The organism is Streptomyces sp. NPDC046197, assembly GCF_040646295.1.
GTDB lineage: Bacteria > Actinomycetota > Actinomycetes > Streptomycetales > Streptomycetaceae > Streptomyces.
On sequence record NZ_JBEYZY010000001.1, the window covers coordinates 542,953 to 569,881 of the forward strand.

Genomic DNA, 26,929 nt, shown 5'->3' on the forward strand with positions numbered 1-26,929 from the left:
CCCATGCTTCTGTGGATCAACGGCCCTTTCGGCGGTGGCAAGACACAGACCGCACATGAGATGCAGCGCCGCCTGCCCGGCAGCGTCCTCTGCGACCCCGAGCACGCCGGCTTCGGCCTGCACCGCATGCTGCCGCCCGAACTGCGCGGTGACTTCCAGGACTTGGCGGCCTGGCGACAGGGCGTGGTCGAGGTCCTCGACCTGACCCTCAGCCGGCACGACGGCGTCGTGATCGCCCCCATGACGGTCACCGACTCCGGCTGTTTCGCCGAGACGGTCGGCCGGCTGCGCGAACTCGGCCATGACGTACGTCACTTCACGCTGCTCGCCGAGCGCGAGACCGTCCTCAGGCGGCTGCGGGAACGAGGCTTCGGACATCTGCTCCAGTACGTCGGTGGCAGGAATGCCGGCCTGGGGCGGGAGACCTGGGCAGTGCGGCAGCTCGACCACTGTCTGGAGCGGCTGCGGGAGCCCGAGTTCGCCGAGCACCTCTGGACGGACCACTCGACCGTGCCGAAGACGGCGGACCGGATCGCCGTCCTGGCCGGCCTGACGCTGAGACCCAACCGCGAAGGTCCTCTGCGGTCCCGGCTCAGGCAGGCCAGGATCGGCCTCCGGCACATCCGGTTCGACTGACCGGCCGTCTGCCCCACGCCCTGCCCGACGGCTGCCTTGTGGCTGTCGGACGGCGGCTGTCGGACGGCTGCCGGGCGCCCAGGGGTGCCGTTCGGCTACCGGAGTATTCCTTCGAGGAAGTCGCTGCCCAGGCGGGCCACCATGGCCACGTCCAGCTGGTGGAAGACGTACCGTCCGCGGCGGCGGGTGGTGACCAGGCCGGCCTTCTTCAGCACGCTCAGGTGCCGGGATATCTCCGGGGCCGTCATCCCGTGCACCTGGGTCAGCTCGCCGGTGGTGAACGCGCTGCGGGCCAGGCTGCGGCACAGCCGCATCCGCACCGGGTGGGACAGGGCGGTCATCCGCAGGGTCAACTGCTCGACCGAGGGCGGGGCGGCGAGTTCCGCAGAGCCGACCGGATAGTGCAGCACCGGCTGCCAGCCGTACCGGTGCAGCACCATCAGGTGCGGCCAGCCCAGGCTCGTCGGCATGAGCAGCAGGCCACCGTCCGCCGTGGCCGTACGGCCCTCGCCGAGCTTGTCGACCGTGATCCGCCCGGCGGCCTCGTCCACCACCACCGCCGGGGACACCGCGGTCAGTGCCTCGGCCAGGCCCTTGCGGCGCAGGAGCTCCGTCTTGTGTCGGGCGTCCGCCGCGAGCTGGTGGCGCAGCCGGGACCATGTCTCCGCGAAGAAGGCCTGCTCGCAGTCCTGGAGGAACTGCCGCAGCCAGGCCCGGATCCTGGGCGGGTCGGCAAGCAGCCGCTCGCTGAAGCGCACCTGCTGCGGTCCGCGCGCGGCGGCCAGCTCCAGCGCGCGGCGGCGCAGTTCGGGGTCGGCGAGCGGGCCCGGACCCGGTGTGCCGTACGGGAACGCGCAGGTGAACTCCAGGGCCGCGTCCACGAACTGCTCGTCCGAGAGCTTGTCGAGCAGGTCCAGGTCCTCGGCCAGCGTCTGGCCCGGCAGCGCGGTGCCACCCGGTATCCCCGCGAACGGCAGGAACAGGTCGGAGAAAGTCGTCCGCCACAGGAAGTCGGCTTCGCACATCCGGTCGGCCAGGTGGGAGTCGAGACGCGCGGTCACGCTCGTCACCCAGCCCTGGAGACCCGGATGGTGCCCCGGCTCGGACAGCGCGTGCAGCGCCATGCCGAGCTCGGCCAGGGGGGAGGGAACGACGGCGACCCTCTCCGGCCGCAGCCCCGTGATGTCGATGCGCACGCTCATGGACTCATGGTGCACCCCGCCACTGACAACGCGGCCGCCGATTGACGGCGGCCGTCAATCGAGGCGACTTCGCCGCCGTACCGGCGCAGTCTGGGACGGCCGGGGCAGCCGCGGAGCCTTCCGGATCCCTGTCACACGTCCCGAAGAGCGAGTCGCCATGAGTATCACCCAGCAGTACTTCCTCGACGCCCACCGCGCCCGGCAGCACGGTCGGGCGGCCCCGCCCGCGCCGGGCACCGCCGACTGGCGGGCCGTGCGCGAACTGCGTGACTACCGGCGGTTCCGGGCCGTCCTGGCCGGGCGGCCGGCCCGCGGGCGGATCCGGTCGGCGATACACCGCACCATGCGCCGGGGCCTGATCCGCGGTGATCCGAACGACACCCCGTAGGCCGACGGCTGCGCCCGCGGCCGGGCTCCACCTGCTGATCCCCCCGGGACGTCTACAGGTCGCCCAGCCGTGCGGTGAACTCCGCGACCGCCGCCCGTACTTCGTCCGCCGTCCAGTCCAGCCCGTCGGCCCGCACGTAGACCTCGGTGGAGGAGAGACCCGGGCCCGTGGTCTCCCACCCGTTGGTGAAGAGCATCGTCCCGGTCTCCCCGGCCGTGCGTATCGCGGCCTCCGCGAGCGCGTCGGGGTCGTACGGCAGCCAGACCTGGAAGGCGTTGACGTGCGGCTCGTCCGGGTGGACGCGACTCCATGGCACCCCGGCCGCGGCGAAGCCCTCGCGCAGCGCGGCGGCCACCACGCGCGCGTGCCGTACGTAGTCCGGCAGGCGGGGCAGCTCCCGCTCGAGGCCGGCGAGCGCCGACAGGACCGTCGGGAACTGCTGGTACACGGTGCCGCCGTAACGGTGCCGCCAGGCCTTCGCCTCCTCGACGAGCTCCCCGGGGCCGGCGAGTGCGGCGCCGCCGTAGCCGTCGAGGGACTTGTAGAACGACACGTAGACGCTGTCCGCAAGGTCCGCGATCTCGTCCAGTGGGCGTCCGAAGTGCGTGGCCGACTCCCACAGGCGTGCGCCGTCGAAGTGCACCACCGCTTCGCGCTCGCGCGCCGCCTCGACGACCTCGGTGAGTTCCTGCCAGGAGGGCAGGACGAAACCCGCGTCCCGCAGGGGCAGTTCGAGCATCAGCGCGCCGAAGGGCTCGTCGAGGCCGCGTACCTCGTCCGCGGTCGGCAGCCGGGGCTCACCGGTCACCCGCACCGGCCGCAGACCGCTGACCTGACTCAGGGCATGCCGTTCGTGCACCTCTGGGTGGGCCAGCGCGTGCAGGGCGACGGTCGCGTTGCCGGTGCGGGCCGCCCAGCAGCGCAACGCCACCTGCTGGGCCATCGTGCCGGTCGGGAAGAAGGCCGCCGCGTCCTTGCCCAGCAGCCCGGCGACCTTCGTCTCCAGGGCCGCCACGATGCCGTTGCCGTACAGGTCCGAGGGCTCGTCGAGGTCGTACAGGTCCTGGGCCTCCGCCAGCAGCGCCAGGCGCTCCCGGAGCGTGGCCTGGAACCCGGCGCGCGCGAGCACGCGCCGCGCGTTGCGGTACGCGCCTATGCGCCGTTCCCGCAGGCTCGCGCGCCGTTCCTCGTCCGTCGGCTGTTCCCCCCGGGCCGCGTCTTGCCGGTCGGCCTGTGCTTCGCCACGGAGTTCGGCCGGTGCTTCGCCCGGGTGTTCCGTCTGCGTCGCGCCCCGGTGCTCCGCCTGTGCCGCGCCCTGCCCCGTCGTATCGCTCATGCCCCGGATCATCGCGCGTGCCCGCCCTCGCGGGCACCTGCGTTTTCCCGTCGAGGCGGGCACCTGTGTCTCCCGTCGCGAAGGCCGCGCGCGTGGCCCGCGAGAACCCACAGCCTGTGGACGGCCGGACGCCGCCCGGACCGATAGCGTTAACATGACGAGAAATCGTCCGGTACCCGGAGCGGACTGGAACGGGAAGGCCGCCGTCGAGTGAGTACAAACCAACAGCCAGATCCCAGGGACCGCCCCGCGAGGCTCACCGTGGGCGTCGTCGGCGCCGGCCGTGTGGGCCCCGCGCTGGCCGCCTCCCTCCAGCTCGCCGGTCACCGCCCGGTGGCCGCCTCAGGGATCTCCGACACGTCCCGGCGGCGGGCCGCACTGATGCTCCCCGACGTGCCCCTGATGCCGCCCGCCGAGGTGCTGCAGCGGGCCGACCTGGTGCTCCTGACCGTCCCGGACGACACCCTGCCCGGCCTCGTCGCGGGCCTCGCCGAGACCGGCGCCGTGCGGCCGGGACAGATGCTCGTGCACACCTCGGGGCGGTACGGCGCGAGGGTGCTGGACCCGGCCCTGCGCGCGGGCGCGCTCCCGCTGGCGCTGCATCCGGCGATGACCTTCACCGGCACGCCCGTGGACGTGCAGCGGCTGGCCGGGTGCTCCTTCGGCGTCACCGCCCCCGAGGAGCTGCGGTTGGCCGCCGAGGCCCTGGTCATCGAGATGGGCGGCGAGCCTGAGTGGATCGCCGAGGAGAAGCGGCCGCTGTACCACGCCGCCCTCGCCCTCGGCGCCAACCACCTGGTGACGCTGGTCGCCCAGTCCATGGAGCTGCTGCGCGAGGCCGGCGTCGAGGCGCCCGACCGGATGCTCGGCCCGCTGCTCGGCGCCGCGCTGGACAACGCCCTGCGCTCCGGCGACGCGGCCCTCACCGGCCCCGTGGCGCGCGGCGACGCGGGCACGGTCGCCGCGCACGTCGCGGAGCTGCAAAGGCACGCCCCCCAGACCGTCGCCGGATACCTGGCCATGGCCCGCGCCACCGCCGACCGCGCGCTCGCCCACGGCCTGCTGAAGCCCGAGCTGGCGGAGGATCTGCTGGGTGTGCTGGCCGACGGGACCGAAGGATCCGATGGACCCAAAGGACGCCAAGGGACCGACGGAACCGACGGAACCGACGGAACCGACGGAACCGACGGAACCGACGGAAACGACGGAAACGACGAGGACGACGGAAACACCGGGAGCGCCCGATGACCCGAACGGGGAGCCCCATGGGCCGGGTCGGGCCGGAGCACATACGACAGGCGACGAGCCGGCCGGAATTCGCGACCGCAGAGGAGGGCCGCTCGGTGACACCGGTGCCCGAGAACGGAGACGTGCGATGACCACAGCCCTGCTGCGCACCGCCGACGAGCTGCACGCACGCGTGCGTCACGGCCGCCGCGCCACAGTGATGACGATGGGCGCTCTGCACGAGGGCCACGCCACCCTGATCCGCACCGCGCGCGAACTCGTGGGCGGCGACGGCGAGGTCGTCGTCACCGTCTTCGTGAACCCGCTCCAGTTCGGCGCGGGGGAGGACCTCGACCGCTACCCGCGCACCCTGGACGCCGATCTCAAGGTCGCCGAACAGGCGGGCGCCGACGCCGTGTTCGCGCCGTCCGTGCACGAGGTCTACCCGGGGGGCGAGCCCCAGGTCCGCATCACCGCCGGCCCCATGGGGGCACGCCTGGAGGGCGCCTCGCGGCCCGGCCACTTCGACGGCATGCTCACCGTCGTCGCCAAGCTGCTCCACCTCACCCGCCCCGACATCGCCCTGTACGGCCAGAAGGACGCCCAGCAGCTGGCCCTGATCCGCCGCATGGTGCGGGATCTGAACTTCGGCGTGGAGATCGTCGCCGTACCGACCGTGCGCGAATCCGACGGTCTGGCCCTCTCCAGCCGCAACCGCTACCTGTCCCCGCAGGAGCGGCACACGGCCCTCGCCCTGTCCCAGGCCCTGTTTGCGGGCCGGGACCGGCACGCGGCACAGGAGGCGCTGCGCGCGCGGGCCCGCGAGGTGCCCTCCACGCGCGCGCGTGCCGAGGCCCTCAGCGCCCTCGGGGAGTCCCGCGCCGCGGCCGACGCGGCCGCCGTCGCCAAGTCCCTGCCGTCGCCCGCCACCGCCCCCGCCAAGGACGCCTCGCGCCGGTCCACCGCCTGCGGCGCGGCCGCCGTCCGCGCGGCCGCCCGCCTGGTCCTGGACGAGGCCGCGCGGCTGGACCCGCCGCTCGAACTGGACTACCTGGCCCTGGTCGACGCCTCCGACTTCACGGAGGTCGAGGACGACTTCACCGGCGAGGCCGTCCTCGCCGTCGCCGCCAGGGTCGGCGCGACCCGGCTGATCGACAACCTTCCCCTCACCTTCGGAGCCGCTTCGTGACCAGCACAGGCATACGACTGCACGCGCCCGCGCCCGGGTGGTCCATCTCCGCGGACGTCGTGGTCGTCGGCTCCGGCGTCGCCGGCCTGACCGCGGCCCTGCGCTGCGAGGCCGCCGGCCTGACGACCGTCGTCGTGACCAAGGCCCGCCTCGACGACGGCTCCACCCGCTGGGCCCAGGGCGGCATCGCCGCGGCCCTCGGCGAGGGCGACACCCCCGAGCAGCACCTGGACGACACTTTGGTGGCCGGCGCGGGCCTGTGCGACGAGGAGGCCGTGCGGATCCTCGTCACCGAGGGCCCCGACGCCGTACGGCGGCTGATCTCCACCGGCGCGCACTTCGACACCGACGAGGAGGGCGGCATCCAGCTCACCCGCGAAGGCGGCCACCACCGCCGCCGCATCGCGCACGCCGGTGGCGACGCGACCGGCGCGGAGGTCTCCCGGGCGCTCGTCGAGGCGGTACGCGCGCGTGGGGTGCGGACGATCGAGAACGCCCTCGTGCTCGACCTGCTCACCGACGCCGACGGCCGGACGGCGGGCGTGACCCTGCACGTCATGGGCGAGGGCCAGCACGACGGTGTGGGCGCCGTGCACGCGCCCGCCGTGGTACTGGCGACCGGCGGCATGGGCCAGGTCTTCTCCGCGACCACGAACCCGTCCGTGTCGACGGGCGACGGCGTGGCACTCGCGCTGCGCGCGGGCGCGGAGGTCTCCGACCTCGAATTCGTGCAGTTCCACCCGACCGTGCTCTTCCTCGGCCCGGACGCGGAGGGCCAGCAGCCCCTCGTCTCCGAGGCGGTGCGCGGCGAGGGTGCCAACCTGGTCGACGCCGACGGCGTGCGCTTCATGGTGGGGCAGCACGAGCTGGCCGAGCTGGCGCCCCGGGACATCGTCGCCAAGGGCATCCTGCGCCGCATGCAGGAACAGGACGCCGAGCACATGTTCCTGGACGCCCGGCACTTCGGCGCCGAGATGTGGGAGCACCGCTTCCCGACGATCCTGGCGGCCTGCCGCGCCAACGGAGTCGACCCGGTGACCGAGCCCATCCCGGTCGCGCCGGCCGCCCATTACGCCTCCGGCGGCGTACGTACCGACTCCCGCGGCCGTACGACCGTCCCCGGCCTGTACGCGTGCGGCGAGGTCGCCTGCACCGGCGTGCACGGTGCCAACCGGCTCGCCTCCAACTCGCTGCTGGAGGGCCTGGTCTACGCCGAGCGCATCGCCGCCGACATCGCGCGGGACCGGTCGGAGAACGGCCTCCACGCGCGCGTGCCGCAGCCCGTCGCGTACGCGGAGAAGCCCGCGTACCCCCTGCTCGCCCCCGAGGCCCGGTTCACGATCCAGCGGATCATGACGGAGGGCGCGGGCGTGCTGCGCTCCGCCGGGTCCCTCTGCACGGCGGCCGACCAGCTCCAGCAGCTGGACACCGAGGCCCGCGACGCCCTCGACGAGAACGGCAAGACGGCGGAGCCGGGCGTCGACACCTGGGAGGCCACCAACCTCCTGTGCGTGGCCCGGGCCCTGGTCGCCGCGGCACGGCTGCGCGAGGAGACCCGCGGCTGCCACTGGCGCGAGGACCGCGCCGAGCGCGACGACACCCGGTGGCGGCGCCACATCGTCGTTCGGCTGAATCCGGACCGCACGTTGGCCGTGCACACCACCGACACCGCAGACTTCCCCCCGACCCGCCCCGGGGCCCTCGCGCCCCAGCGTTCCCAGGAGCAGTGACACACGTGAGCACCGACGACCTTCCCCTTGCCCCGACCGGCGGCTGCGGCGACGGCTGCGCCTGCGGCGCGGACGCGGACGCGGGCTACGACGAATACGCGGAGTGCGGGCTGGACCCCGCGCTCGCCCAGCTGCTGGCCGACGCCGGGCTCGACCCCCTCGAGGTCGAGGACATCGCCCATGTCGCCATCCAGGAGGATCTCGACCACGGCGTGGACGTGACCACGGTCGCGACCATCCCCGAGGAGGCCGTCGCCACCGGAGACTTCACCGCGCGCGAGGCGGGCGTGGTGGCCGGTCTGCGGGTCGCGGAAGCCGTGCTCTCGGTGGTCTGCACGGACGAGTTCGAGGTCGAGCGGCATGTCGAGGACGGCGACCGGGTGGAGGCCGGGCAGAAGCTGCTGTCGGTCACCACGCGCACGCGTGACCTGCTGACCGCCGAGCGCAGCGCCCTGAACCTGCTGTGCCGCCTGTCCGGCATCGCCACCGCCACGCGCGCGTGGGCGGACGCCCTGGAGGGCACGAAGGCGAAGGTGCGGGACACCCGCAAGACGACCCCGGGCCTCAGGTCGCTGGAGAAGTTCGCCGTGCGGTGCGGCGGGGGCGTCAACCACCGCATGTCGCTGTCCGACGCGGCCCTCGTCAAGGACAACCACGTGGTGGCCGCCGGCGGTGTGGCGCAGGCGTTCAAGGCGGTGCGCGAGATGTTCCCGGACGTGCCGATCGAGGTCGAGGTCGACACCCTGCACCAGCTGCGGGAGGTGCGCGACGCCGGCGCCGACCTGATCCTGCTGGACAACTTCACGCCCGGGGAGTGCGAGGAGGCGGTGGGCATCGTCGGCGGGCAGGCGCTGCTGGAGGCGTCCGGCCGGCTGACCCTGCAGAACGCACGGGCCTACGCGGAAACCGGCGTCGACTACCTGGCCGTGGGGGCCCTGACCCACTCCTCGCCGATCCTGGACATCGGCCTGGATCTGCGCGAGGCGGAGTAGCGGCCATGCTCCTGACGATCGACGTCGGCAACACCCAAACGGTGCTGGGCCTGTTCGACGGGGAGGACATCGTCGAGCACTGGCGCATCTCCACGGACGCGCGCCGCACCGCCGATGAGCTGGCGGTGCTCCTGCAGGGCCTGATGGGCATGCACCCGTTGCTCGGGGACGAGCTGGGCGACGGCATCGACGGGATCGCGATCTGCGCGACGGTGCCGTCGGTGCTGCACGAGCTGCGCGAGGTGACCCGGCGCTACTACGGCGACGTGCCGGCCGTACTGGTCGAGCCGGGCGTCAAGACGGGCGTGCCCATCCTGACCGACAACCCCAAGGAGGTCGGCGCGGACCGCATCATCAACGCGGTCGCGGCCGTCGAGCTCTACGGTGGCCCGGCCATCGTCGTGGACTTCGGCACGGCGACGACCTTCGACGCGGTGTCCGCGCGCGGGGAGTACATCGGCGGCGTCATCGCCCCCGGTATCGAGATCTCCGTCGACGCCCTCGGCGTCAAGGGCGCGCAGTTGCGGAAGATCGAGGTGGCCCGGCCGCGGAGCGTGATCGGCAAGAACACCGTCGAGGCGATGCAGTCGGGCATCATCTACGGCTTCGCCGGGCAGGTCGACGGCGTCGTCAACCGCATGGCCCGGGAACTGGCCGACGACCCGGACGACGTGACAGTGATCGCGACGGGCGGGCTGGCACCGATGGTGCTCGGGGAGGCGTCAGTGATCGACGAACACGAGCCCTGGCTGACCCTGATCGGCCTACGACTGGTGTACGAACGAAACGTGTCCCGCACCTGAGCACACCCGACACGCCCGTGACGGTCCCGGTCCGGCTGCCGGGGGCGTGCCGCGGCTCGGACGTCCGTGGGGCCGGGGCCGCGCCGTGGCGGACGCTCTCGCAGGCCCCAACCGGGTGGCTCGGGCGCGTCACGGCTTGTACTGTGCCGGATTTGTCTGATTAGCGCGTATCGTCGGCCTATGCCCACGCCATACGGAACCCGCGGCGGCATGGCGTTCGGCGTGGAGGAGCTGCGTGTGCTCCGCCGCGCCCTCGCCCTCGCCGTTCATCCCCGTCCCGCCTCAGCCGAGGACGTGCAGGACTGCCTCCGGCTCGCCGAGTCGCTCGACGAGGCGATGCGCGAGGGTGCCCGGCTGCGTGCCTTCCTGATGGCCGACCTCGCCCGGTACCGGGAGGCCCTGCCCGGTACGGCCGTCGGCTACTTCGCGCTCCTGGCGGAGGCGCTGGGCGCCGGTTACCGGCCCGGCCCCGACGACCTCGCGGCGCTGCACGCCCTGCGCGGCACCCCGGCCGCCGCCGACCTCCTGGACCGCTGCCGGGCGATCGCCGGGCGGGACGCGGCTGCGGGCGCCCGTCAGGCGCGGGCGGCCGCGGTCCCGGCCTCCGGGTCCACCCCGACCGTCCCGGCCTCCCGGAGCCCCCTTCAGGCCCTTCCTGGCGGCCTGCCGGGCGCCCGGGCGGGACAGGCCGGCGCCACGGGCGGTGAACCCGCCCGCAAGCCCGCACCGAAACCCGCCGAGCGCCCCGCTCCCGCCGGGCCCACCCCCGAGCCCCCCAAGCCCGCGCGGCGCCCCATCCCCACGCCCGGCGAGGTCTTCCCGCGGCGCAAGCCGGCCCCTCCGTCCGACAAGCCGCAGCAGCACCTGGCCGTCGTGTAGCACTCCGGGCCACTCCGGGCCACCCCGCCCCTGTTTGTCCGCCCGCCGTGGCTACTCTGGATCCATGGACTACGTCTCCGCGCTCGTGCCCCCGGTCGTCATGGCCGTGTTCTTCATCGGCCTCATCCGAGTGATCGTGAAGTCCCAGGGCGGCGCCAACAAGGCCAAGGAGGACGCGGCCGTCGACGCCGCGCTCGCGCGTGCGGAAAACGCCCGCCAGGCCACGGGAAAGACGGCGCACACCGACGCCTGAGACGGGCACGCGGCAGGCTTCGGCGGCGTACGGCTCCCGCACGGACCCCTCGTGCCGTGGAGCTGTACGCCCTTTTTGTTCCTGTTTGCGGCTGAAAGTGCCCGTTCGGCACGCCATTGCCGAGGTCTCCCACTATTGTTCTGAGCTGTGCCTCGCCCATTGGGAGAACTCGAAGACGCGGTCATGACGCGGGTGTGGAAGTGGAACCGCCCGGTGACCGTTCGAGAAGTCCTGGAAGACCTTCAGCGGGAACGGTCCATCGCCTACACCACGGTGATGACCGTTTTGGACAATCTCCATCAGAAGGGCTGGGTGCGGCGCGAAGCGGAGGGCCGGGCCTATCGATATGAGGCGGTCTCCACCAGGGCTGCCTACGCCGCCGCACTGATGAACGACGCCTGGTCCCAGAGCGACAACGCCGCCGCCGCTCTCGTCGCCTTCTTCGGGATGATGAGCGAGGAACAGCGACAGGCGCTGCGGGATGCCGTACGGATGGTGGAAGGCACCAAGGAAGCGACCACGGAACCCACCACGGAAGGCACCAGGGAAGGCACCACGGAAGGGGCCACGGAAGCGACCGGGGAAGGCGCCGCGGAAGGCGCATCCGCGCGCGGTGGTGAAGAGGCCGCCGAAGACACCGCCGAACACACCGCCCAAGCCGCCGTCGAAGGCGCGGGCCGTGCCGCGGATACCGCCGAAGGCGCCGAAACCGTGGACGAGAACCCCGGCTCGGCGCAGGGAGGCGGCGGGCGATAGCGTCCGCCCATGTCCGCACAGCGCCCCGAAGTCACCGCAAATGCCATCACGGTCCGGCGGGCCCGGACCGGCGATGTCCCGACCGTGCGCCGGCTCCTCGACGCCTACGTACGGGAGGGCATCCTGCTCGACAAAGCGACGGTGACGCTTTACGAGGACATCCAGGAGTTCTGGGTCGCCGAACGGGGCGACAACGCCGAGGTGGTGGGCTGCGGCGCACTCCACGTCATGTGGGAGGACCTGGCGGAAGTGCGCACTCTCGCCGTGAAGCCGGGTCTGAAGGGTGCCGGCGTCGGCCACCGGTTGCTGGAGAAGTTGCTGCAGACCGCACGGCGGCTCGGCGTTCGACGGGTTTTCTGCCTGACCTTCGAAGTGGACTTCTTCGGGAAGCACGGCTTCGTCGAGATCGGCGAGACGCCCGTCGACGCCGATGTCTACGCGGAGCTGCTGCGTTCCTATGACGAGGGCGTCGCGGAGTTCCTGGGACTCGAACGAGTGAAACCGAACACCTTGGGCAACAGCCGGATGCTTCTGCATCTGTGATCGCCAAGGATGCCCGAGTCACGGAACCAGTATTCCGCCCGACCGGGCATGCCCGCGTTCCCTATGTCCGAAACGCGCATCTTTCCCTACGGGACGGCAGGTCGGTCTCTCCCGAGGGTTTGTGTTTTTCCGGCAAAAGCGGTTTGCTTTCCGGCGTACTGCAGTACTGCATATAACAGGGGACGGCGAAACGGGGACGCCGGCCACCCCCGGCCCTCACGTTATCGATGAAAGGAAATCCGGTGGCACAGAAGGTTCAGGTCCTTCTTGTCGACGACCTCGACGGTGGCGAGGCGGACGAGACCGTGACGTTCGCGCTGGACGGCAAGACGTACGAGATCGATCTCACCACCGCCAACGCGGACAAGCTCCGCGGCCTTCTTGAGCCGTACGTCAAGAGCGGTCGTCGTACCGGAGGCCGTGCTTCGGGTGCGCGTGGAAAGGCCCGTGCCTCTTCCGGCGGCAGCCAGGACACCGCTCAGATCCGCGCCTGGGCGAAGGAGAACGGTTTCGAGGTCAACGACCGCGGCCGTGTTCCCGCGACCATTCGCGAGGCCTACGAGAAGGCCAACGGCTGAGCGCACGCGCGCCGCAGCCGGATCCGGTGGCACTGTGTGGCCACCGTGTCCACGAGTCGTACGAGATCGGGGGCGCCCGTAACGGCCCCCACGGCCGACAACGTCGGCAGCGAGGTCTCGACCTCGCACTCCGTCCCGGGGGGCCGCAGCCACACGGCGGCCCCCTGTGAACCACAGCGCCCGGGGGCGAGGGCCGGCGGCCGCGCCCCGGAAGACCCCGCGCGCGGGGGCACCGGCGCGTCCATGAGCGCGCCCGGGCCCAGGGCCACCAGGTCCAGCGCCACAGCCCCCCACTCCAGCCACTCCAGCAGCCCGGGCAGTTCCTCCTTGGTGCCCGCGGCCACCAGCAGGCGGATCCGGTCCCCCTGGACGGCCACCGGAGAGGCCGGCCCCAGGTGACGCAGCGCCGCGCGCCCCGCGTCCGCCGGCACGTCCAGGACATCGAAACGGCGGCCCACGACAAGTCGTACCGGCCGACCGGGCACCGTCGCCCAGCCCAGTTCGTTCTCGTACCAGTGCCGCACCCGGTCGTCCGGGCCGAGCGGCTGACGGGGCTCGGGGAGCACAGGAAGGCGGCCGACCATGCCAGGTGCAACTGTCCGGAGAGACCTCGGGTTACGTTCCGTGGTGACACGTGTGCACAGCGTGGCGAATGAGAGGGCTCCTGGGCGGGTGAGGGCGCGCAAGGTTGTTCGCCCGTAGCTGAGGGAACCCGGGGCCTGCGGCATGGAGTGTCCGCCGGTACGGGTAAGACATCCCTAGTGGGAGGGGGCGACACGCAGGCGGCGCCCGGGCAAAGGAGTCTCACGTTCGCCATCGGCGTACTGGCGACTGGGGTAACTGCCTGGCCTGCGGGAACATCGTCTCGCACCATCGGGTTGGACAGGATGTCGGCAGTCGGGGTCAGGAGGCCAAGGACGGTGTCGGCAGTTGGAATGAGCGGTCCCCGCTTGCGGGACTAAGCTGCGGAAGGACAGGGAGGGGAAGTTCCCCCCACTGCCTGACCGCTCTGAGGAGCGATTAACGATGTTCGAGAGGTTCACCGACCGCGCGCGGCGGGTTGTCGTCCTGGCTCAGGAAGAAGCCCGGATGCTCAACCACAACTACATCGGCACCGAGCACATCCTCCTGGGCCTGATCCACGAGGGTGAGGGTGTCGCCGCCAAGGCCCTTGAGAGCCTCGGGATTTCGCTCGAGGCGGTCCGCCAGCAGGTGGAGGAGATCATCGGCCAGGGCCAGCAGGCCCCCTCGGGCCACATCCCCTTCACCCCCCGTGCCAAGAAGGTGCTGGAGCTGTCGCTGCGCGAGGCTCTTCAGCTGGGCCACAACTACATCGGCACGGAGCACATCCTGCTCGGCCTGATCCGTGAGGGCGAGGGCGTCGCCGCCCAGGTCCTGGTCAAGCTGGGCGCTGATCTCAACCGGGTGCGGCAGCAGGTCATCCAGCTGCTCTCCGGCTACCAGGGCAAGGAGACCGCCACCGCCGGCGGGCCTGCCGAGGGCACCCCCTCGACGTCCCTGGTCCTCGACCAGTTCGGCCGGAACCTCACCCAGGCCGCTCGTGAGTCCAAGCTCGACCCGGTCATCGGGCGCGAGAAGGAGATCGAGCGGGTCATGCAGGTGCTGTCCCGCCGTACCAAGAACAACCCGGTCCTGATCGGTGAGCCCGGCGTCGGCAAGACCGCCGTCGTCGAGGGCCTGGCCCAGGCGATCGTCAAGGGCGAGGTGCCCGAGACCCTCAAGGACAAGCACCTCTACACCCTGGACCTCGGCGCGCTGGTCGCCGGCTCCCGCTACCGCGGTGACTTCGAGGAGCGCCTGAAGAAGGTGCTCAAGGAGATCCGCACCCGCGGCGACATCATCCTGTTCATCGACGAGCTGCACACGCTGGTCGGTGCGGGTGCCGCCGAGGGCGCCATCGACGCGGCCTCCATCCTGAAGCCGATGCTGGCCCGCGGTGAGCTGCAGACCATCGGTGCGACCACGCTGGACGAGTACCGCAAGCACCTGGAGAAGGACGCGGCCCTGGAGCGCCGCTTCCAGCCCATCCAGGTCGCGGAGCCGTCGCTGCCGCACACGATCGAGATCCTCAAGGGCCTGCGGGACCGCTACGAGGCGCACCACCGCGTCTCCATCACGGACGAGGCGCTGGTCCAGGCCGCCACCCTGGCCGACCGGTACATCTCCGACCGCTTCCTGCCGGACAAGGCGATCGACCTGATCGACGAGGCCGGCTCCCGGATGCGCATCCGCCGGATGACCGCACCGCCGGACCTGCGCGAGTTCGACGAGAAGATCGCCGCCGTCCGCCGGGACAAGGAGTCCGCGATCGACTCGCAGGACTTCGAGAAGGCCGCCTCCCTGCGCGACAAGGAGAAGCAGCTCCTGGCCGCCAAGGCCAAGCGGGAGAAGGAGTGGAAGGCCGGCGACATGGACGTCGTCGCCGAGGTCGACGGCGAGCTGATCGCCGAGGTCCTCGCCACGGCCACCGGCATCCCGGTCTTCAAGCTGACCGAGGAGGAGTCCAGCCGACTGCTCCGCATGGAGGACGAGCTGCACAAGCGGGTCATCGGCCAGAACGACGCCGTCAAGGCGCTGTCCAAGGCGATCCGCCGCACGCGTGCCGGTCTGAAGGACCCGAAGCGTCCGGGTGGCTCGTTCATCTTCGCCGGTCCCTCCGGTGTCGGTAAGACCGAGCTGTCCAAGGCGCTCGCCGAGTTCCTCTTCGGTGACGAGGACGCGCTGATCTCCCTCGACATGTCGGAGTTCAGCGAGAAGCACACGGTCTCCCGTCTCTTCGGTTCGCCCCCCGGCTACGTGGGCTACGAGGAGGGCGGTCAGCTGACGGAGAAGGTGCGCCGCAAGCCGTTCTCGGTCGTCCTCTTCGACGAGGTCGAGAAGGCCCACCCGGACATCTTCAACTCGCTGCTGCAGATCCTGGAGGACGGTCGTCTGACCGACTCCCAGGGCCGGGTCGTGGACTTCAAGAACACGGTCATCATCATGACGACCAACCTCGGCACCCGGGACATCTCCAAGGGCTTCAACCTGGGCTTCGCGGCTTCGGGTGACACGAAGACCAACTACGAGCGCATGAAGAACAAGGTGTCGGACGAGCTCAAGCAGCACTTCCGCCCCGAGTTCCTGAACCGCGTCGACGACGTGGTCGTCTTCCCGCAGCTGACGCAGGCCGACATCCTCCGGATCGTCGACCTGATGATCAGCAAGGTGGACGAGCGCCTGAAGGACCGGGACATGGGCCTCGAGCTCTCCCAGTCCGCCAAGGAGCTGCTGGCGAAGAAGGGTTACGACCCCGTGCTCGGGGCGCGGCCGCTGCGCCGCACCATCCAGCGCGAGATCGAGGACTCCCTCTCCGAGAAGATCCTCTTCGGCGAGCTGCGTCCCGGCCACATCGTGGTCGTCGACACGGACGGCGAGGGCGAGACCAAGACCTTCACCTTCCGCGGTGAGGAGAAGGCGGCCCTGCCGGACGTCCCGCCGATCGAGCAGGCGGCCGGCGGAGCCGGGCCGAACCTGAGCAAGGACGCGTAACGCGTAAGCCTTCGGCGCGGTAAGGCCGATAAAGGGGCTGCCCCGGGACTGGGTCCCGGGGCAGCCCCTTTCGGTTTGTTCCAGGCGGACGGTCAGGACAGCTGACCGTCGTAGTCCGGCAGCTTGAAGGCCTTCTCGGCGTGGCCGCCGGAGAGGTCGGTGGCGCTGTTGCCGATGTTCGCGATGATCGTGTAGCCCTTGGACTCGATCGCGGCGCGCTGGGCGGTCTTGTAGTCGGCGACGTTCTTGAACAGGTCGAACAGGCCGCGGACGTACAGGCCGTCCACCCGGTAGCCGTCGTACTCGAGGTTGAACTCGGTCGGCCCCTCGATGATGCCCGGACGGGCCGTGACGAAGAACAGGGCGACGCCGTGCTGCTGGGCGTACTGGGCCACCTTCAGCACGGGCTTGTTGGCCCGCTGGGGGTAGGTGAAGCCGAAGTCCGTCTCCAGGGTCGTGTTGTCGATGTCGAACACGATGGCCTGCTTCTCGCCCGGCCTGGTGTTCGCGATGCGCTGCTGCAGGTAGGGCAGGGCCTGGTCCATCACGGCCTGGCAGTCCTTCTGCCAGGTTGCGTAGTCCACCTTCCCGGACGCGGTGGCCGTGGCGCCCGTCGTGGTGGTGGTGGGCGTGTCCGTGGCGGCCTGTGCGCCGACGGGGACGGCCAGCGCCGTGACGGCGACCGTGGCGAGGGCGGTCATGCCGATGCGACGCGTCCAGGGGCCTGTGGTCATCGGTGGGGGTCCTTTCGCGTACGTAACGCTGCGGGTTGTTGTGAGCATGCTCGTGCCACAGGGTGGCCGGAGGGGAACCAGATGGTTACTGGTCGGTAACTGCCCAGAGAGGTAGGTCACATGAGGCCGGTCACACCAAGAAGCCCGAATACCCCGCCTGTCGGTGACATGGCGCACATGCGGTTCGTCAGGTACTACGGCGAATAGTGGGGCTTTGGTGTGGTCGAGGAGGGTGATTGCCGGTGTTCAACGGCCGGTTATCCAGCATCGTGTAATGATTTGTCCCGAATGAGGGGACTATTCATGACTTTGGGGATTTAGGGCGAAGTACTAGCTCTCGTCGTAGGCGCACTGTTTGTGGCCTGCTGTCCACGGGGGTTACCAAGGTCTGGCCCGTCCGGCGGATGCATGTGTGCCGGGTCGGCTCTCCAGTCCCCCACCTGCAGAGGTTTCGATGTCCCAGCGCGTCACGTCCCGTTCCTCCCGCGCCTCCAAGCTCCGTACCCGCGCCGCCGTCCTGGCCGCGGGCCTGGGAGTCTCGGTCGCCCTGGGAGCCGGGGTCGCGTCCGCCGCCGACACCGCGGCGGCTCCCACTGCCACCGTCGCCAAGGGCGCCGCGTCCGCCTCCTCCTGGATCGACCCGGTGAAGCGGTACACGCTCAGCGCCGGCTTCGACCAGGCCGGCAGCCACTGGGTGCACAAGCACAGCGGCCAGGACTTCGCCGTGCCGACCGGCACCGAGGTCCTCGCCGCGCACGGCGGCACCGTCGTCAAGGCGGGCCCCAACGGCGCCGGTGACGGCCCCGCCTACGGCAACGCCGTCGTCATCAAGCACGGCGACGGCACGTACTCCCAGTACGCGCACCTGTCGCGGATCGACGTGCAGGTCGGTCAGATCGTCGCCACCGGTCAGCACATCGCCCTGTCCGGCAGCACCGGCAACTCCACCGGCCCGCACCTGCACTTCGAGATCCGCACCACCCCGAACTACGGCTCCGCCGTCGACCCGGTCACCTTCCTGCGCTCCCACGGCGTGACCGTCTGACCGGCTGAAGGTTTCGCCATGCCGCCGCCCAACTGTCCTCAGTGGGCGGCGGTTTCGTTCAGGCCCCCTGTGCGCCCCGGTGGGCCTGGGTCACCATGTCGGTCGCGACCTCCAGGACGGCCTTGCGCTTGTCCTCGGGGTCGCCCTCCAGGTCCTGCATGACGAACATGCCGGCGTGCAGGGTGAAGAGCGCGCTGATGCAGCGGACCTGGTCGGCCAGGCTCGCGTCCGGGTCGATGATGATGTCGCGCAGGCCGCGCATGCGGTCCTTGAACGTGTCGCCGATGCGCAGCTCCCGTACCGTCGCCTGGTTCTCCTGCATGAAACGGAACAGGGGCGCCGCGCCCGAGAGCGCCTGGCTGTAGCGGCGGACGATCTCCTGCTTGGTCTCCAGGGTGTGCGGCTGCCGGCTGCCCCACTCGATCAGGTCCTCGATCGGCTGCGTCAGGTCCGCGAAGAGGCTGACGAGGATCTCTTCCTTGGTCTTGAAGTGGTAGTAGAGCGCCGCCTTGGTGACGTCCAGGCGCTCGGCGATCTCGCGCAGGGAGGTCTTCTCGTAGCCCTGCTCCGCGAAGAGTTCGAGCGCCACGTCCTGGATGCGCTGGCGGGTGTTTCCGCGGCGCTGCTGCCTGGTGCCGTCCATCGTGCCGCCCATCCTCGTACTCCTAGCGCTTCCGGGGAAACTTACCGGCCGACCGGTCCGGCAAAACTTACTTGACGCCCGGCTAGTAGAACGTCTACCTTCACCCAGTGTAGTCAACTTGCCGGTCGGCAAGTAAGTGGGCGTAAGTGGGGGAGTGGGGACAGCGATGGCGGACACAACGATAGCCGAGACGGGCACCGGGCAGGCCGGCAAACAACCGAGGAGTGTGCGGGTCGTCCTGCTCGCCCTCATGATCGCGATGATGCTCGCCATGCTCGACAACATGATCGTGGGTACGGCGATGCCGACGATCGTGGGCGATCTGGGCGGCCTGGAGCACCTGTCCTGGGTGGTCACCGGCTACACCCTGGCCACCGCGGCCTCCACCCCGATCTGGGGCAAGCTCGGTGACATGCACGGGCGCAAGGGGGCCTTCCTCAGCTCGATCGTGATCTTCCTGATCGGCTCGGCGCTCAGCGGCATGGCCCAGAACATGGGCGAGCTCATCGGTTTCCGCGCCGTGCAGGGTCTCGGCGCCGGCGGTCTGATGGTCGGCGTCATGGCGATCATCGGTGACCTGATCCCGCCGCGGGAGCGCGGCAAGTACACCGGCATGATGGCCGGAGTCATGGCGCTGGCGATGATCGGCGGTCCGCTGGTCGGCGGCACCATCACCGACAACTGGGGCTGGCGCTGGTCCTTCTACATCAACCTGCCGCTCGGTGTGGTGGCCCTGGCGCTGGTCAGCGCCGTGCTGCACCTCCCCAAGAAGCGGGCGCAGGCGCGCATCGACTACCTGGGCGTCACGCTGCTGACCATCGGCATCACCTCGATCGTGCTGGTCACCACCTGGGGCGGCACCGAGTACGCCTGGACCTCCGCGCGGATCATGGAGCTGATCGGCATCGGCGTCGCCGCGCTGATCGGGTTCGTGTTCTGGCAGACCAAGGCCGTCGAGCCGGTGCTGCCGCTGCACATGTTCAAGAGCGGCAACTTCACCCTGATGTCCCTCATCGGCTTCATCACCGGTTTCGTGATGTTCGGCGCCACGCTCTACCTGCCGCTGTACCAGCAGTCGGTGCAGGGCGCCTCCGCGACCAACTCCGGTCTGCTGCTCCTGCCGATGCTCGGCGCGATGCTCGTGACCTCGATGGTCGCCGGCCGGGTGACCACCAGCAGCGGCCGCTACAAGGTCTTCCCCATCGCCGGCGGCGCGCTGATGATCGTCGGGCTGTACCTGCTGTCACTGATGGGCACCGGTACGACCCGGCTGACTTCCGGCATCTACATGGCCGTGCTGGGCCTGGGCATGGGCTGCCTGATGCAGATCACCATGCTGGTGGCGCAGAACAGCGTGGAGATGAAGGACATGGGCGTGGCCTCCTCGTCCACCACCCTGTTCCGTACGCTCGGCTCGTCCTTCGGTGTGGCCATCATGGGCGCGCTGTTCAACGACCGGGTCCAGCACGTCATGGCCGAGCGGGCCGGCGCGCTGGGCAAGGGCATCACCGAGAAGTCCGCGCAGCTGGACGCGAAGAGCCTGGCGAAGCTGCCGGTGCCGGTCCGGGACGCCTACCAGCACGGGGTGTCCGCCGGTACCCACTCGGCGTTCCTGCTGGGTGCGGCGATCGCGGTGATCGTGCTGATCGCGGCGCTGTTCGTGAAGGAGGTCCCGCTCAGGGGCGCCGGACCGGCCGCGGCGAAGCCCGGGGACCGGGACGGCGTGAGCGATGCCCCGGCGCGCGAAGGCGTGACGGAAGCCGTCTGAGCCCCCACGAACCGAAGGCCCCCGGCTGGTGTCCGCCCCGGGGGCCTTCGCCCTGCCGTGGGGATGCGGGACTCCGGGGGTACGGGACTCCGAGGGTGGAGCGCAGCGAGGAGCTGGACTTCTCCAAGGACTTCGGCGTCTGACCTGCGGGTGTCTGACCTTTGGCGTCCGGCTTTCACCGTCAGCGGCCCGTGGCCAGGTTCGCGCCGCCCGTGGCGTCCAGAACGCCGCCCGTGACGAAACCGCTGGCGGCGAGCATGTGGACGGCGCGGGCGATGTCGTCGGGACGTCCCACCCGGCCGACCGGCGTGGTCACGGCGAGCCCGTCGAAGAGGGACCGGCGCCGCTCGGGCGGCACGGCGTCCCACCACGGGGTTCGGCGACGCCCGGGGAGACGGCATTGACCCGCAGCGGGGCGAGCTCCGCGGCGAGTGGCGGCACCATCAGGGCTCCGTTGATCGCGGCGAGGCCCGCGGTGCCGGGGAACGCCGCGCGGGAGGAGGTCGCGGTCACCAGGGTCACCGAGCCGTTGCCGCGCAGCCTCGGCACGGCGGCCCGGGATCCGCACCTCGCGGAGCTGATGCGGACGTTCACCCAGGCGCGGCGCACCGCCCTGCGTCGGGTGCTCGAACGCGGGCGCGAGCGCGGCGAACTGTCCGCCGACCACGACCTCGACCTCATGGTCGACCAGGTCTACGGCGTCTTCTGGTACCGCTTCCTGCTCGGCCACGCCCCACTCGACGCCACCACCGCGGACCGCCTCACCGAGGCGCTGCTGCGCTGACCGACACCGCGGGTCCGCTGCCCAGGGCCGGAAACCCCCGGCTCACTTCCCCTGGGAGGGCAGCATCGGATAGCTGCCCGTGTTCGTCGGTGCGTGCTCCGGCAGCCACAGGACGGCCACCGCTCCCTCGGCCGGAATGTGTTCCGGGGCGCCTGCGGGGCGTACGTTGCGGAAGGTCAGGCGGGCCCCCATGACCCGGGCCTGGCCGGCCGCGATGGTCAGGCCGAGGCCGTGGCCGTGCCCGGCGCGGTCGGTGCTGCCGGTGCGGAAGCGGCTGGGGCCGTCGGCGAGCAGCGCCTCGGGGAAGCCGGGGCCGTGGTCCCGTACCCGGATGACCCGGCCCTCGACGGTCACCTCGATGGGCGGTTTGCCGTGCCGGGCGGCGTTGGCGAGCAGATTGAACAGCACCCGCTCCAGGCGCCGCGGGTCGGTCGTGACCTCCGACTCGTGCACCACCCGCACCTCGACGTCCGGGTCCTTGGCCGCCACCCGCCGGGTGACGAAGTCGCCCAGCACGATGTCCTGCAGCTCGGCCCGCTCGGAGGCGCCGTCCAGCCGGGCAACCTCCAGGACGTCCTCCACCAGCGTGCGCATGGCCTTCGCCCGGTCCAGGACGAGCTCGGTCGGACGGCCGGGCGGCAGCAGCTCCGCCGCCGTCAGCAGCCCGGTCACCGGGGTGCGCAGCTCGTGCGCGATGTCGGCGGTGACCCGCCGCTCGGCTTCCAGCCGCTGCTGCAGCGCGTCCGCCATCGCGTCCACCGCGCGGGCGAGGTCGTCGGTCTCGTCCCGTACGACGCCCCCGATGGCGTCCCGCACCCGTACGTCCGGCTCGCCCTTGGCGACCTGGTTGGCCGCGGTCGCGGCCTTGCGCAGGCGGCCCGAGAGCTGGCCGCCTATCAGGACGCCCAGCGCGCTGCCGCCGAGGACGACCGCGATCGACCCGATGAACAGGGCCTTGTCGAGGTCCTTGAGGATGTTGGTGCTGCGGTCGGTGAGGTGGCTGTGCAGGGAGAGTACGTGCCCGCCCTTGACCGGCACGGCGGCCCAGATGTCCGGCACGTTGCCGTGATGGTCGGTCACGTACGTCGCGCGCCGGCCCTGGTCGACCTTGTCGTGCAGCGCCCGGGGGAGCTGCGGGTCGTCGATCTTGCTGCCGGGGAAGTGCGGCCGCCCCGGGGTCTCCAGGACCCGCTGGGCGATCTGGATCCGCTCGTCCGCGAGGTCGCGCGCGTTGTCCAGCATCGACACCCGGGCCGCGTTGTGCACGACCAGGCTGAGCGCGATCGCCACCAGCGCGCCGACCAGCGCGATGGCCGCACTGAGCTTCCACCTCAGTCCGGTACGGATGCCCGTCTGCTCCAGGCGCCCCGGGACCAGGCGCCGCATCGTCCCCCGCATGACCCGCCCCGCTCAGGCCTTCAACTTGTAGCCGAAGCCACGGACCGTCTCGATGCGGTCCTGGCCGATCTTCGTCCGCAGCCGCTGCACATGGACGTCCACGACGCGCGTGTCACCGCCCCAGCCGTAGTCCCACACCCGCTCCAGGAGTTTGTCCCGGGACAGGACGGTGCCCGGCGCGGAGGAGAACTCGAGGAGCAGCCGCATCTCGGTCGGGGTGAGCCCCACCGGCTGCCCGGCCCGGCGCACCTCCATGCCCTCGGTGTCGACCTCCAGGTCACCGAAGGTCAGCATGCCGCCGTCCACCGCGGAGTCGTCGGCCTCCGCCTGGCCGCCGCCCGCGTGGCCGAAGCGGCGCAGCACCGCACGGATGCGGGCGACCAGGACGGCACCGTCGAACGGCTTGGTGACGTAGTCGTCGGCGCCCGCCTCCAGGCCCAGGACGACGTCGATCGAGTCGGCACGCGCCGACAGCATGATCACGGGCACCGTCGACTCGTCGCGGATGCGGCGGCACAGACTGACGCCGTCCAGGCCCGGGACCATCACGTCCAGCAGCGCGATGTCGGGCCGGTTCGCCCGGAACGCCTCCAGGCCCGACAGGCCGTCGGGCATGGCGGTGACCGCGAAGCCGTCCCGCTCCAGTGCGAGCTGGGTGGCCTCGCGGATGACATCGTCGTCCTCGACGAACAGGACGTGGGTCTGCTCTGCCATCCCGGTGCTCTCAGTCCTCGTGTGCTTCTGTGGGTGCGCTCTGGTGATGCTTTGCGCTCACTGTGTGGACGCACCAGCCGCCGGATACGTTCACCGGCGGCGCCTTCATCCGGAGATCGGTCCGACAGGACCGCCCGGTTCACGCCGACGGAAATTCTTCCAGGAATTTCTTCCGCGGCTTCCCCGGCCCCCCGGCCGCCGGAGGCCCGTGCGTCAGGTCTCCGGCGCCGGCGACGCGTCGCTTCCGACGGTCTTGCTGTACTCGTTGCGGGTGCTGAACTCCTTGAGGAACCGGTTGCCTCTCCAGCGGTAGGTGACCACGTCCTCCCCGGACGGATTCGACACCGCGTCGCCCTTCTCGTACACCTGCTTGGTCACCACCAGGTCGCCGCGGTCTATCTCGGCGTAGACCGGAGGCTCCTCCGACCTGAAGACATTCTCGTACCCGTTGCCCTGCTCGCGGTACACATAGGCGCCCACCCCCACGGCGTCGCCGCAGGTCAAGACGTTGATGACGATGTCGTCCACGGCCGCGCCGGTCAGGTCGCCGTACGACACGTCGACGGGGTACTCGTCGGCCACGCACGGCTTGAGGTCGCGCTTCACCGCGGCCGAGACATTCGGGTCGGCCTTGAGGAGGCGGACCGCGTCCACATGCTTGGGCGTGTCGGTGGGGCTCGGTGACGGCGACGTCGCGGCGCCCGCCACCGAGTCGGAGTGGGCGGGCCCCTCGTCGCGGGCGCCCGTGCCGCCGGTGCCGCAGGCGGACACCAAAAGGGCAAGGGCGGCGAGCACGGCCACCGCCGTGATCGCCGCCTGGAAGGTGTCTTGGCCCCGGGTGGGACCCGCGCCGGTCAGGCCGCGCAACGCTCCCGCTCCTCACGCTCCAGCGCACGTGCGTCCAGGTCGCGTGCCTCCAGCTCCTCGCGGAGCCGGGCCAGCGCCCGGTGCAGCGTGCTCTTGACCGTTCCGGCCGACATGCCGAGGGCGGCGGCCGTCTCCTCCGTGGACATCTGCTCCCAGTGTCGCAGCACCACGACACTGCGCTGCTTCGGAGCGAGCACCTTCATGACATCCATCAGGAGGGCACGGTCGGCGTGCTGCTCGGTGGAGTCCTCGACGCAGGCGTCCGGGAGCTGCTCGGTCGGGACCTCCTCCAGCTTCCGGGCCCGCCACCACTCGGTCCGCGTGTTGATCATCACGCGGCGCAGGTAGGCGTCCGCCAGCCGCTTGTCGGCGATGCCGTCCCAGCGGCCGTACGTCCGCACCAGCGCCGTCTGGAGCAGGTCCTGGGCGTCGACCGGATCCGGCACCAGTCGGCGTGCGCTGCGCAGCAGCGCGTCCTGCCGGGTGCGCACGTACTCCTCGAACTCGAGCACCTCGCCCTGCGCCATGTTCAACCGCCTCCGATCCCCGTTTTCCGACTCGCCTGCTGCCGGTTCTCATGCCTGTGATGCGGACGGACTGTGGTCGGCAGTCGTCCGGTGCCTGTCGGGCACACAAGCGAAGGTACGGAGGGGTTGTCACGGCGTTGTCCGAAGCAGCCTGCGGCTAGCCCTCGGCTGTGCGTCGGTTGTGTAACGGACGCCGGAACGGGGTAAAGCGGTAAGCCGATTTGGGCGTTTTCATGGCGATTTGCCAGGTCAGGTGATGCGCGGGCGCGTTACACAGACGCCCGCGCCACCCCTGAAGCTGTGATTCTGCTGTGCGGGGTGACCCCGCGTCAGCTCAGCGGCAGCCGGTACAGCCCGCCCGGCAGTGGCTCCACCAGACCGTCCGCGACGAGTCCGTCCAAGGCCCGGGCCCGCTGGACCGGCTCGTGCCACACCCGGTCGAGCACCGCCTGCGGGACGGGCGCGTGGGCCTCGCGCAGCACGGCCAGCAGCTTGCCCCGCACCTGCCGGTCCGTACCGGCGTACGTCTGGCCCCGGCGCGGCGGCCCGTCGTGCTCCGGCTTGCCTGCCAGCCGCCAGGCGCAGTGCCCGGCGATCGGGCAGTGCTGGCACGACTCGTTCTTCGCCGTGCACACCAGCGCGCCGAGCTCCATGGAGGCGGCGGCCCACCGGGCGGCGGTCCGCTCGTCCTCGGGCAGCAGGGTGCGGGCGAGGCGGCGCTCGGCGGCGGTGGTGGCGTTCGGCGGGTACTGGACGCCGGTGACCGCGCGCGCGAAGACGCGGCGGACGTTGGTGTCGAGGACGGCGTGCCGCTGGCCGTAAGCGAAGGACGCCACCGCCGCGGCCGTGTACTCGCCGATGCCGGGCAGGGCGAGGAGCTGCCCGTGGTCGGTCGGTACGTCGCCGCCGTGGCGTTCGGTTATGGCGAGGGCGGCGCCGTGCAGACGCAGGGCGCGGCGCGGGTAGCCGAGCCGGCCCCAGGCGCGGACGGCCTCGCCCGGGGCCTCCTTGGCCAGGTCGGCGGGGCGCGGCCAGCGGGCGAGCCACTGCTCGTAGACGGGCAGTACCCGGCTCACCGGAGTCTGCTGCAGCATGAACTCGCTGACCATCACGCCCCAGGGACCGGCGTCGGGGCGCCGCCAGGGCAGGTCGCGGGCATTGTCGTCGAACCAGGTGATCACCTGGGCGTGCAGGGTCTCTCCCAGCGGAGAGGCAGAGACCTCGGGGCCGGCTTCGGGGCGGCTGCCGGTCGCGGAGGCCCGGACGGTGGGGCTGCTGTGTGGGGGCAGTGTGGGCACAGTCATGGCGGTTCCGATCCTGCCACGTGGGGGTGGAAGGTCGTGTGAGGTGACGAGGGCCGGTGTCGTCACGCACCGTTATCACGCGGTTGCGCGGTACGCAAGAGGGCTGGTCCGTATGGCCGTTGCCGGAATGATGATCCGGAAAAGTTGTGGCCGGCGCGGCGGGTGGGGCAAGGCAGCGCGCCGATCTCTCGTACAGTTTGCGCCGTGGGATCTCTGCGCAATCCGGTCGGGCCGCTTCCCTCCTCCATCTACTGGCGACGGAGGGTCGTGCTGCTGTCCGTGTTGGCCCTGTTGGCGCTGCTGATCGCCTGGATCGTCACCTCGGGCGGCGGGGACCACAAGAACAACGGCGGCGGGTCGAACGGCAAGCATCCCGCCCCTTCCACCATCACACCGGGCCCCTCCGGCTCCGGCCCCGCGATCAGCCAACGCCCCGGCGGACGCGACGAGTCGAGCGGCGGCGGATCCGGCGGGTCCGGTGCCGGATCGTCCGGCGGCGGGGGCTCCGACGGGACGAGCGCGGGCGGCAGCGGCTCGGGCGGGGCCGCCGGCGGTTCGGACGACGGCGCCAAGGCCGGCGGTGGCACGGGCGGCGGTGGCACCGGCAGTACGCTCCCGGCCGACACCACGCTGCCCAACTGCACCTCCGGCGCGGTCAAGTTGAGCCTGCGCAGTGTCCGCAACTCCTACGGCCCCGGTGACACGCCCACGTTCGAACTGACCGCGCAGAACTCCTCCGGCAACGACTGCAAGGTCGATCTCGGACCGAAGGCCGCGGTGGTCACCATCACGCAGGCCGGCAAGAGCGCCGACTACTGGTCGTCGGCCGACTGCCCCAGGACGGCCGGGAGCCTGCTGTACCGGGTGCCGGCGGGCAGCAGCATCACGTACCCGGTGCGCTGGGACCGCAAGCCGAGCGCTCCGCAGTGTGCGACGCCGCCGGCGGGGGCGGCCGGCGCGGGGACCTATCTGGTGGAGGCGCAGCTTCCCGGGTACGGGAAGCTGCATACGTCGTTCGTGCTGTCGGCGGACTAGGGGGTGTCGTTCGGATCACCTCGGATCAGGCCGCGGTGATCCGAAC

At 71.1% G+C, this 26,929-nt stretch carries 28 protein-coding genes; 17 read left to right on the forward strand and 11 right to left on the reverse strand.

Annotation, left to right across the window (positions count from 1 at the left end; genetic code table 11):
* The first annotated feature begins 3 nt into the window (after window positions 1-3).
* The gene (locus tag AB0A61_RS02485) at window positions 4-636 is read left to right on the forward strand and encodes an AAA family ATPase (RefSeq protein ID WP_361284816.1); all 633 of its coding nucleotides are present in this window, start codon (window positions 4-6) and stop codon (window positions 634-636) included.
* Window positions 637-731: 95 nt separating this feature from the next.
* Here AB0A61_RS02485 and AB0A61_RS02490 read toward each other — a convergent pair whose 3' ends face one another.
* Window positions 732-1,838 (reverse strand): DUF5937 family protein, encoded by a 1,107-nt coding sequence (locus AB0A61_RS02490; RefSeq protein WP_361284819.1) that lies wholly within the window; start codon window positions 1,836-1,838, stop codon window positions 732-734.
* A 157-nt stretch (window positions 1,839-1,995) separates the two neighbouring features.
* Between AB0A61_RS02490 and AB0A61_RS02495 the strand changes: the two genes are divergently transcribed.
* Window positions 1,996-2,226 (forward strand): hypothetical protein, encoded by a 231-nt coding sequence (locus AB0A61_RS02495; RefSeq protein WP_361284821.1) that lies wholly within the window; start codon window positions 1,996-1,998, stop codon window positions 2,224-2,226.
* Between the two features lie 52 nt (window positions 2,227-2,278).
* On the opposite strand, the gene AB0A61_RS02500 is transcribed toward AB0A61_RS02495, so the two are convergent.
* Window positions 2,279-3,562 (reverse strand): beta-eliminating lyase-related protein, encoded by a 1,284-nt coding sequence (locus AB0A61_RS02500; protein WP_361284824.1) that lies wholly within the window; start codon window positions 3,560-3,562, stop codon window positions 2,279-2,281.
* A gap of 210 nt (window positions 3,563-3,772) precedes the next feature.
* Between AB0A61_RS02500 and AB0A61_RS02505 the strand changes: the two genes are divergently transcribed.
* The 10 genes from AB0A61_RS02505 to AB0A61_RS02550 all read left to right on the forward strand — a co-directional run bounded on the left by AB0A61_RS02505 (window position 3,773) and on the right by AB0A61_RS02550 (window position 12,512).
* A complete protein-coding gene (locus AB0A61_RS02505; protein ID WP_361284827.1) occupies window positions 3,773-4,810 on the forward strand; it encodes a DUF2520 domain-containing protein in 1,038 nt (345 codons plus the stop codon).
* Between the two features lie 127 nt (window positions 4,811-4,937).
* Entirely contained in the window at window positions 4,938-5,978 is a 1,041-nt protein-coding gene (gene panC / locus AB0A61_RS02510; RefSeq protein WP_361284830.1) for a pantoate--beta-alanine ligase, read from the forward strand.
* Window positions 5,975-7,708, forward strand: a complete 1,734-nt coding sequence (locus AB0A61_RS02515; protein WP_361284833.1) for an L-aspartate oxidase — start codon at window positions 5,975-5,977, stop codon at window positions 7,706-7,708. Before panC ends, AB0A61_RS02515 begins: the two co-directional genes overlap by 4 nt.
* 5 nt (window positions 7,709-7,713) lie before the next feature.
* Window positions 7,714-8,700 carry a carboxylating nicotinate-nucleotide diphosphorylase gene (gene nadC, locus AB0A61_RS02520; RefSeq protein WP_361284836.1) on the forward strand — a complete coding sequence of 329 codons (987 nt, stop codon included), beginning with the start codon at window positions 7,714-7,716 and terminating at the stop codon, window positions 8,698-8,700.
* A gap of 5 nt (window positions 8,701-8,705) precedes the next feature.
* Entirely contained in the window at window positions 8,706-9,503 is a 798-nt protein-coding gene (locus AB0A61_RS02525; protein WP_361284839.1) for a type III pantothenate kinase, read from the forward strand.
* A 210-nt stretch (window positions 9,504-9,713) separates the two neighbouring features.
* The gene (locus AB0A61_RS02530; RefSeq protein ID WP_361285010.1) at window positions 9,714-10,382 is read left to right on the forward strand and encodes a hypothetical protein; all 669 of its coding nucleotides are present in this window, start codon (window positions 9,714-9,716) and stop codon (window positions 10,380-10,382) included.
* A 64-nt stretch (window positions 10,383-10,446) separates the two neighbouring features.
* A complete protein-coding gene (locus AB0A61_RS02535; protein ID WP_361284842.1) occupies window positions 10,447-10,635 on the forward strand; it encodes a hypothetical protein in 189 nt (62 codons plus the stop codon).
* Between the two features lie 183 nt (window positions 10,636-10,818).
* Window positions 10,819-11,391, forward strand: coding sequence for a BlaI/MecI/CopY family transcriptional regulator (locus AB0A61_RS02540; RefSeq protein ID WP_361284845.1), 573 nt, complete (start codon window positions 10,819-10,821; stop codon window positions 11,389-11,391).
* A 9-nt stretch (window positions 11,392-11,400) separates the two neighbouring features.
* On the forward strand, window positions 11,401-11,934 hold the full coding sequence (locus AB0A61_RS02545; protein ID WP_361284848.1) for an amino-acid N-acetyltransferase: 534 nt from the start codon (window positions 11,401-11,403) through the stop codon (window positions 11,932-11,934).
* A 242-nt stretch (window positions 11,935-12,176) separates the two neighbouring features.
* Window positions 12,177-12,512 carry an Lsr2 family protein gene (locus AB0A61_RS02550; protein ID WP_361284851.1) on the forward strand — a complete coding sequence of 112 codons (336 nt, stop codon included), beginning with the start codon at window positions 12,177-12,179 and terminating at the stop codon, window positions 12,510-12,512.
* Here the strand turns inward: AB0A61_RS02550 and AB0A61_RS02555 are convergent.
* Window positions 12,491-13,096, reverse strand: a complete 606-nt coding sequence (locus AB0A61_RS02555; protein ID WP_361284854.1) for an SCO3374 family protein — start codon at window positions 13,094-13,096, stop codon at window positions 12,491-12,493. The genes AB0A61_RS02550 and AB0A61_RS02555 overlap by 22 nt on opposite strands.
* A gap of 442 nt (window positions 13,097-13,538) precedes the next feature.
* Between AB0A61_RS02555 and AB0A61_RS02560 the strand changes: the two genes are divergently transcribed.
* Window positions 13,539-16,064 carry an ATP-dependent Clp protease ATP-binding subunit gene (locus AB0A61_RS02560; RefSeq protein WP_361284857.1) on the forward strand — a complete coding sequence of 842 codons (2,526 nt, stop codon included), beginning with the start codon at window positions 13,539-13,541 and terminating at the stop codon, window positions 16,062-16,064.
* Window positions 16,065-16,156: 92 nt separating this feature from the next.
* Here the strand turns inward: AB0A61_RS02560 and AB0A61_RS02565 are convergent, their stop codons facing one another.
* The gene (locus AB0A61_RS02565) at window positions 16,157-16,798 is read right to left on the reverse strand and encodes an HAD family acid phosphatase (RefSeq protein WP_361284860.1); all 642 of its coding nucleotides are present in this window, start codon (window positions 16,796-16,798) and stop codon (window positions 16,157-16,159) included.
* A gap of 454 nt (window positions 16,799-17,252) precedes the next feature.
* On the opposite strand from AB0A61_RS02565, the gene AB0A61_RS02570 reads away from it, so the two are divergent.
* A complete protein-coding gene (locus AB0A61_RS02570) occupies window positions 17,253-17,843 on the forward strand; it encodes a M23 family metallopeptidase (protein WP_361284863.1) in 591 nt (196 codons plus the stop codon).
* Between the two features lie 58 nt (window positions 17,844-17,901).
* Here AB0A61_RS02570 and AB0A61_RS02575 read toward each other — a convergent pair whose 3' ends face one another.
* Window positions 17,902-18,498 (reverse strand): helix-turn-helix domain-containing protein, encoded by a 597-nt coding sequence (locus AB0A61_RS02575; protein WP_361284866.1) that lies wholly within the window; start codon window positions 18,496-18,498, stop codon window positions 17,902-17,904.
* Between the two features lie 154 nt (window positions 18,499-18,652).
* Between AB0A61_RS02575 and AB0A61_RS02580 the strand changes: the two genes are divergently transcribed.
* Window positions 18,653-20,254 carry an MDR family MFS transporter gene (locus AB0A61_RS02580; RefSeq protein ID WP_361284869.1) on the forward strand — a complete coding sequence of 534 codons (1,602 nt, stop codon included), beginning with the start codon at window positions 18,653-18,655 and terminating at the stop codon, window positions 20,252-20,254.
* A gap of 181 nt (window positions 20,255-20,435) precedes the next feature.
* Here AB0A61_RS02580 and AB0A61_RS02585 read toward each other — a convergent pair whose 3' ends face one another.
* A complete protein-coding gene (locus AB0A61_RS02585) occupies window positions 20,436-20,612 on the reverse strand; it encodes a hypothetical protein (protein WP_361284872.1) in 177 nt (58 codons plus the stop codon).
* 42 nt (window positions 20,613-20,654) lie between these two features.
* Here AB0A61_RS02585 and AB0A61_RS02590 point away from each other — a divergent pair, with 42 nt between their 5' ends.
* The gene (locus AB0A61_RS02590) at window positions 20,655-21,038 is read left to right on the forward strand and encodes a TetR-like C-terminal domain-containing protein (RefSeq protein ID WP_361284875.1); all 384 of its coding nucleotides are present in this window, start codon (window positions 20,655-20,657) and stop codon (window positions 21,036-21,038) included.
* 42 nt (window positions 21,039-21,080) lie between these two features.
* Here AB0A61_RS02590 and cseC read toward each other — a convergent pair whose 3' ends face one another.
* The 5 genes from cseC to AB0A61_RS02615 form a co-directional block, all read right to left on the reverse strand.
* Window positions 21,081-22,436, reverse strand: a complete 1,356-nt coding sequence (cseC, locus tag AB0A61_RS02595) for a two-component system sensor histidine kinase CseC (protein WP_361284878.1) — start codon at window positions 22,434-22,436, stop codon at window positions 21,081-21,083.
* A 12-nt stretch (window positions 22,437-22,448) separates the two neighbouring features.
* Window positions 22,449-23,150, reverse strand: coding sequence for a two-component system response regulator CseB (gene cseB, locus AB0A61_RS02600; protein ID WP_361284881.1), 702 nt, complete (start codon window positions 23,148-23,150; stop codon window positions 22,449-22,451).
* A 213-nt stretch (window positions 23,151-23,363) separates the two neighbouring features.
* Window positions 23,364-24,017 carry a hypothetical protein gene (locus tag AB0A61_RS02605; protein WP_361284884.1) on the reverse strand — a complete coding sequence of 218 codons (654 nt, stop codon included), beginning with the start codon at window positions 24,015-24,017 and terminating at the stop codon, window positions 23,364-23,366.
* Complete coding sequence (locus AB0A61_RS02610) at window positions 24,005-24,544, reverse strand: SigE family RNA polymerase sigma factor (protein WP_361284887.1); 540 nt, start codon at window positions 24,542-24,544, stop codon at window positions 24,005-24,007. Before AB0A61_RS02610 ends, AB0A61_RS02605 begins: the two co-directional genes overlap by 13 nt.
* Window positions 24,545-24,873: 329 nt before the next feature.
* Complete coding sequence (locus tag AB0A61_RS02615; protein ID WP_361284889.1) at window positions 24,874-25,848, reverse strand: A/G-specific adenine glycosylase; 975 nt, start codon at window positions 25,846-25,848, stop codon at window positions 24,874-24,876.
* 204 nt (window positions 25,849-26,052) lie between these two features.
* Here AB0A61_RS02615 and AB0A61_RS02620 point away from each other — a divergent pair, with 204 nt between their 5' ends.
* A complete protein-coding gene (locus AB0A61_RS02620; protein WP_361284892.1) occupies window positions 26,053-26,883 on the forward strand; it encodes a hypothetical protein in 831 nt (276 codons plus the stop codon).
* Window positions 26,884-26,929: the final 46 nt, after the last annotated feature.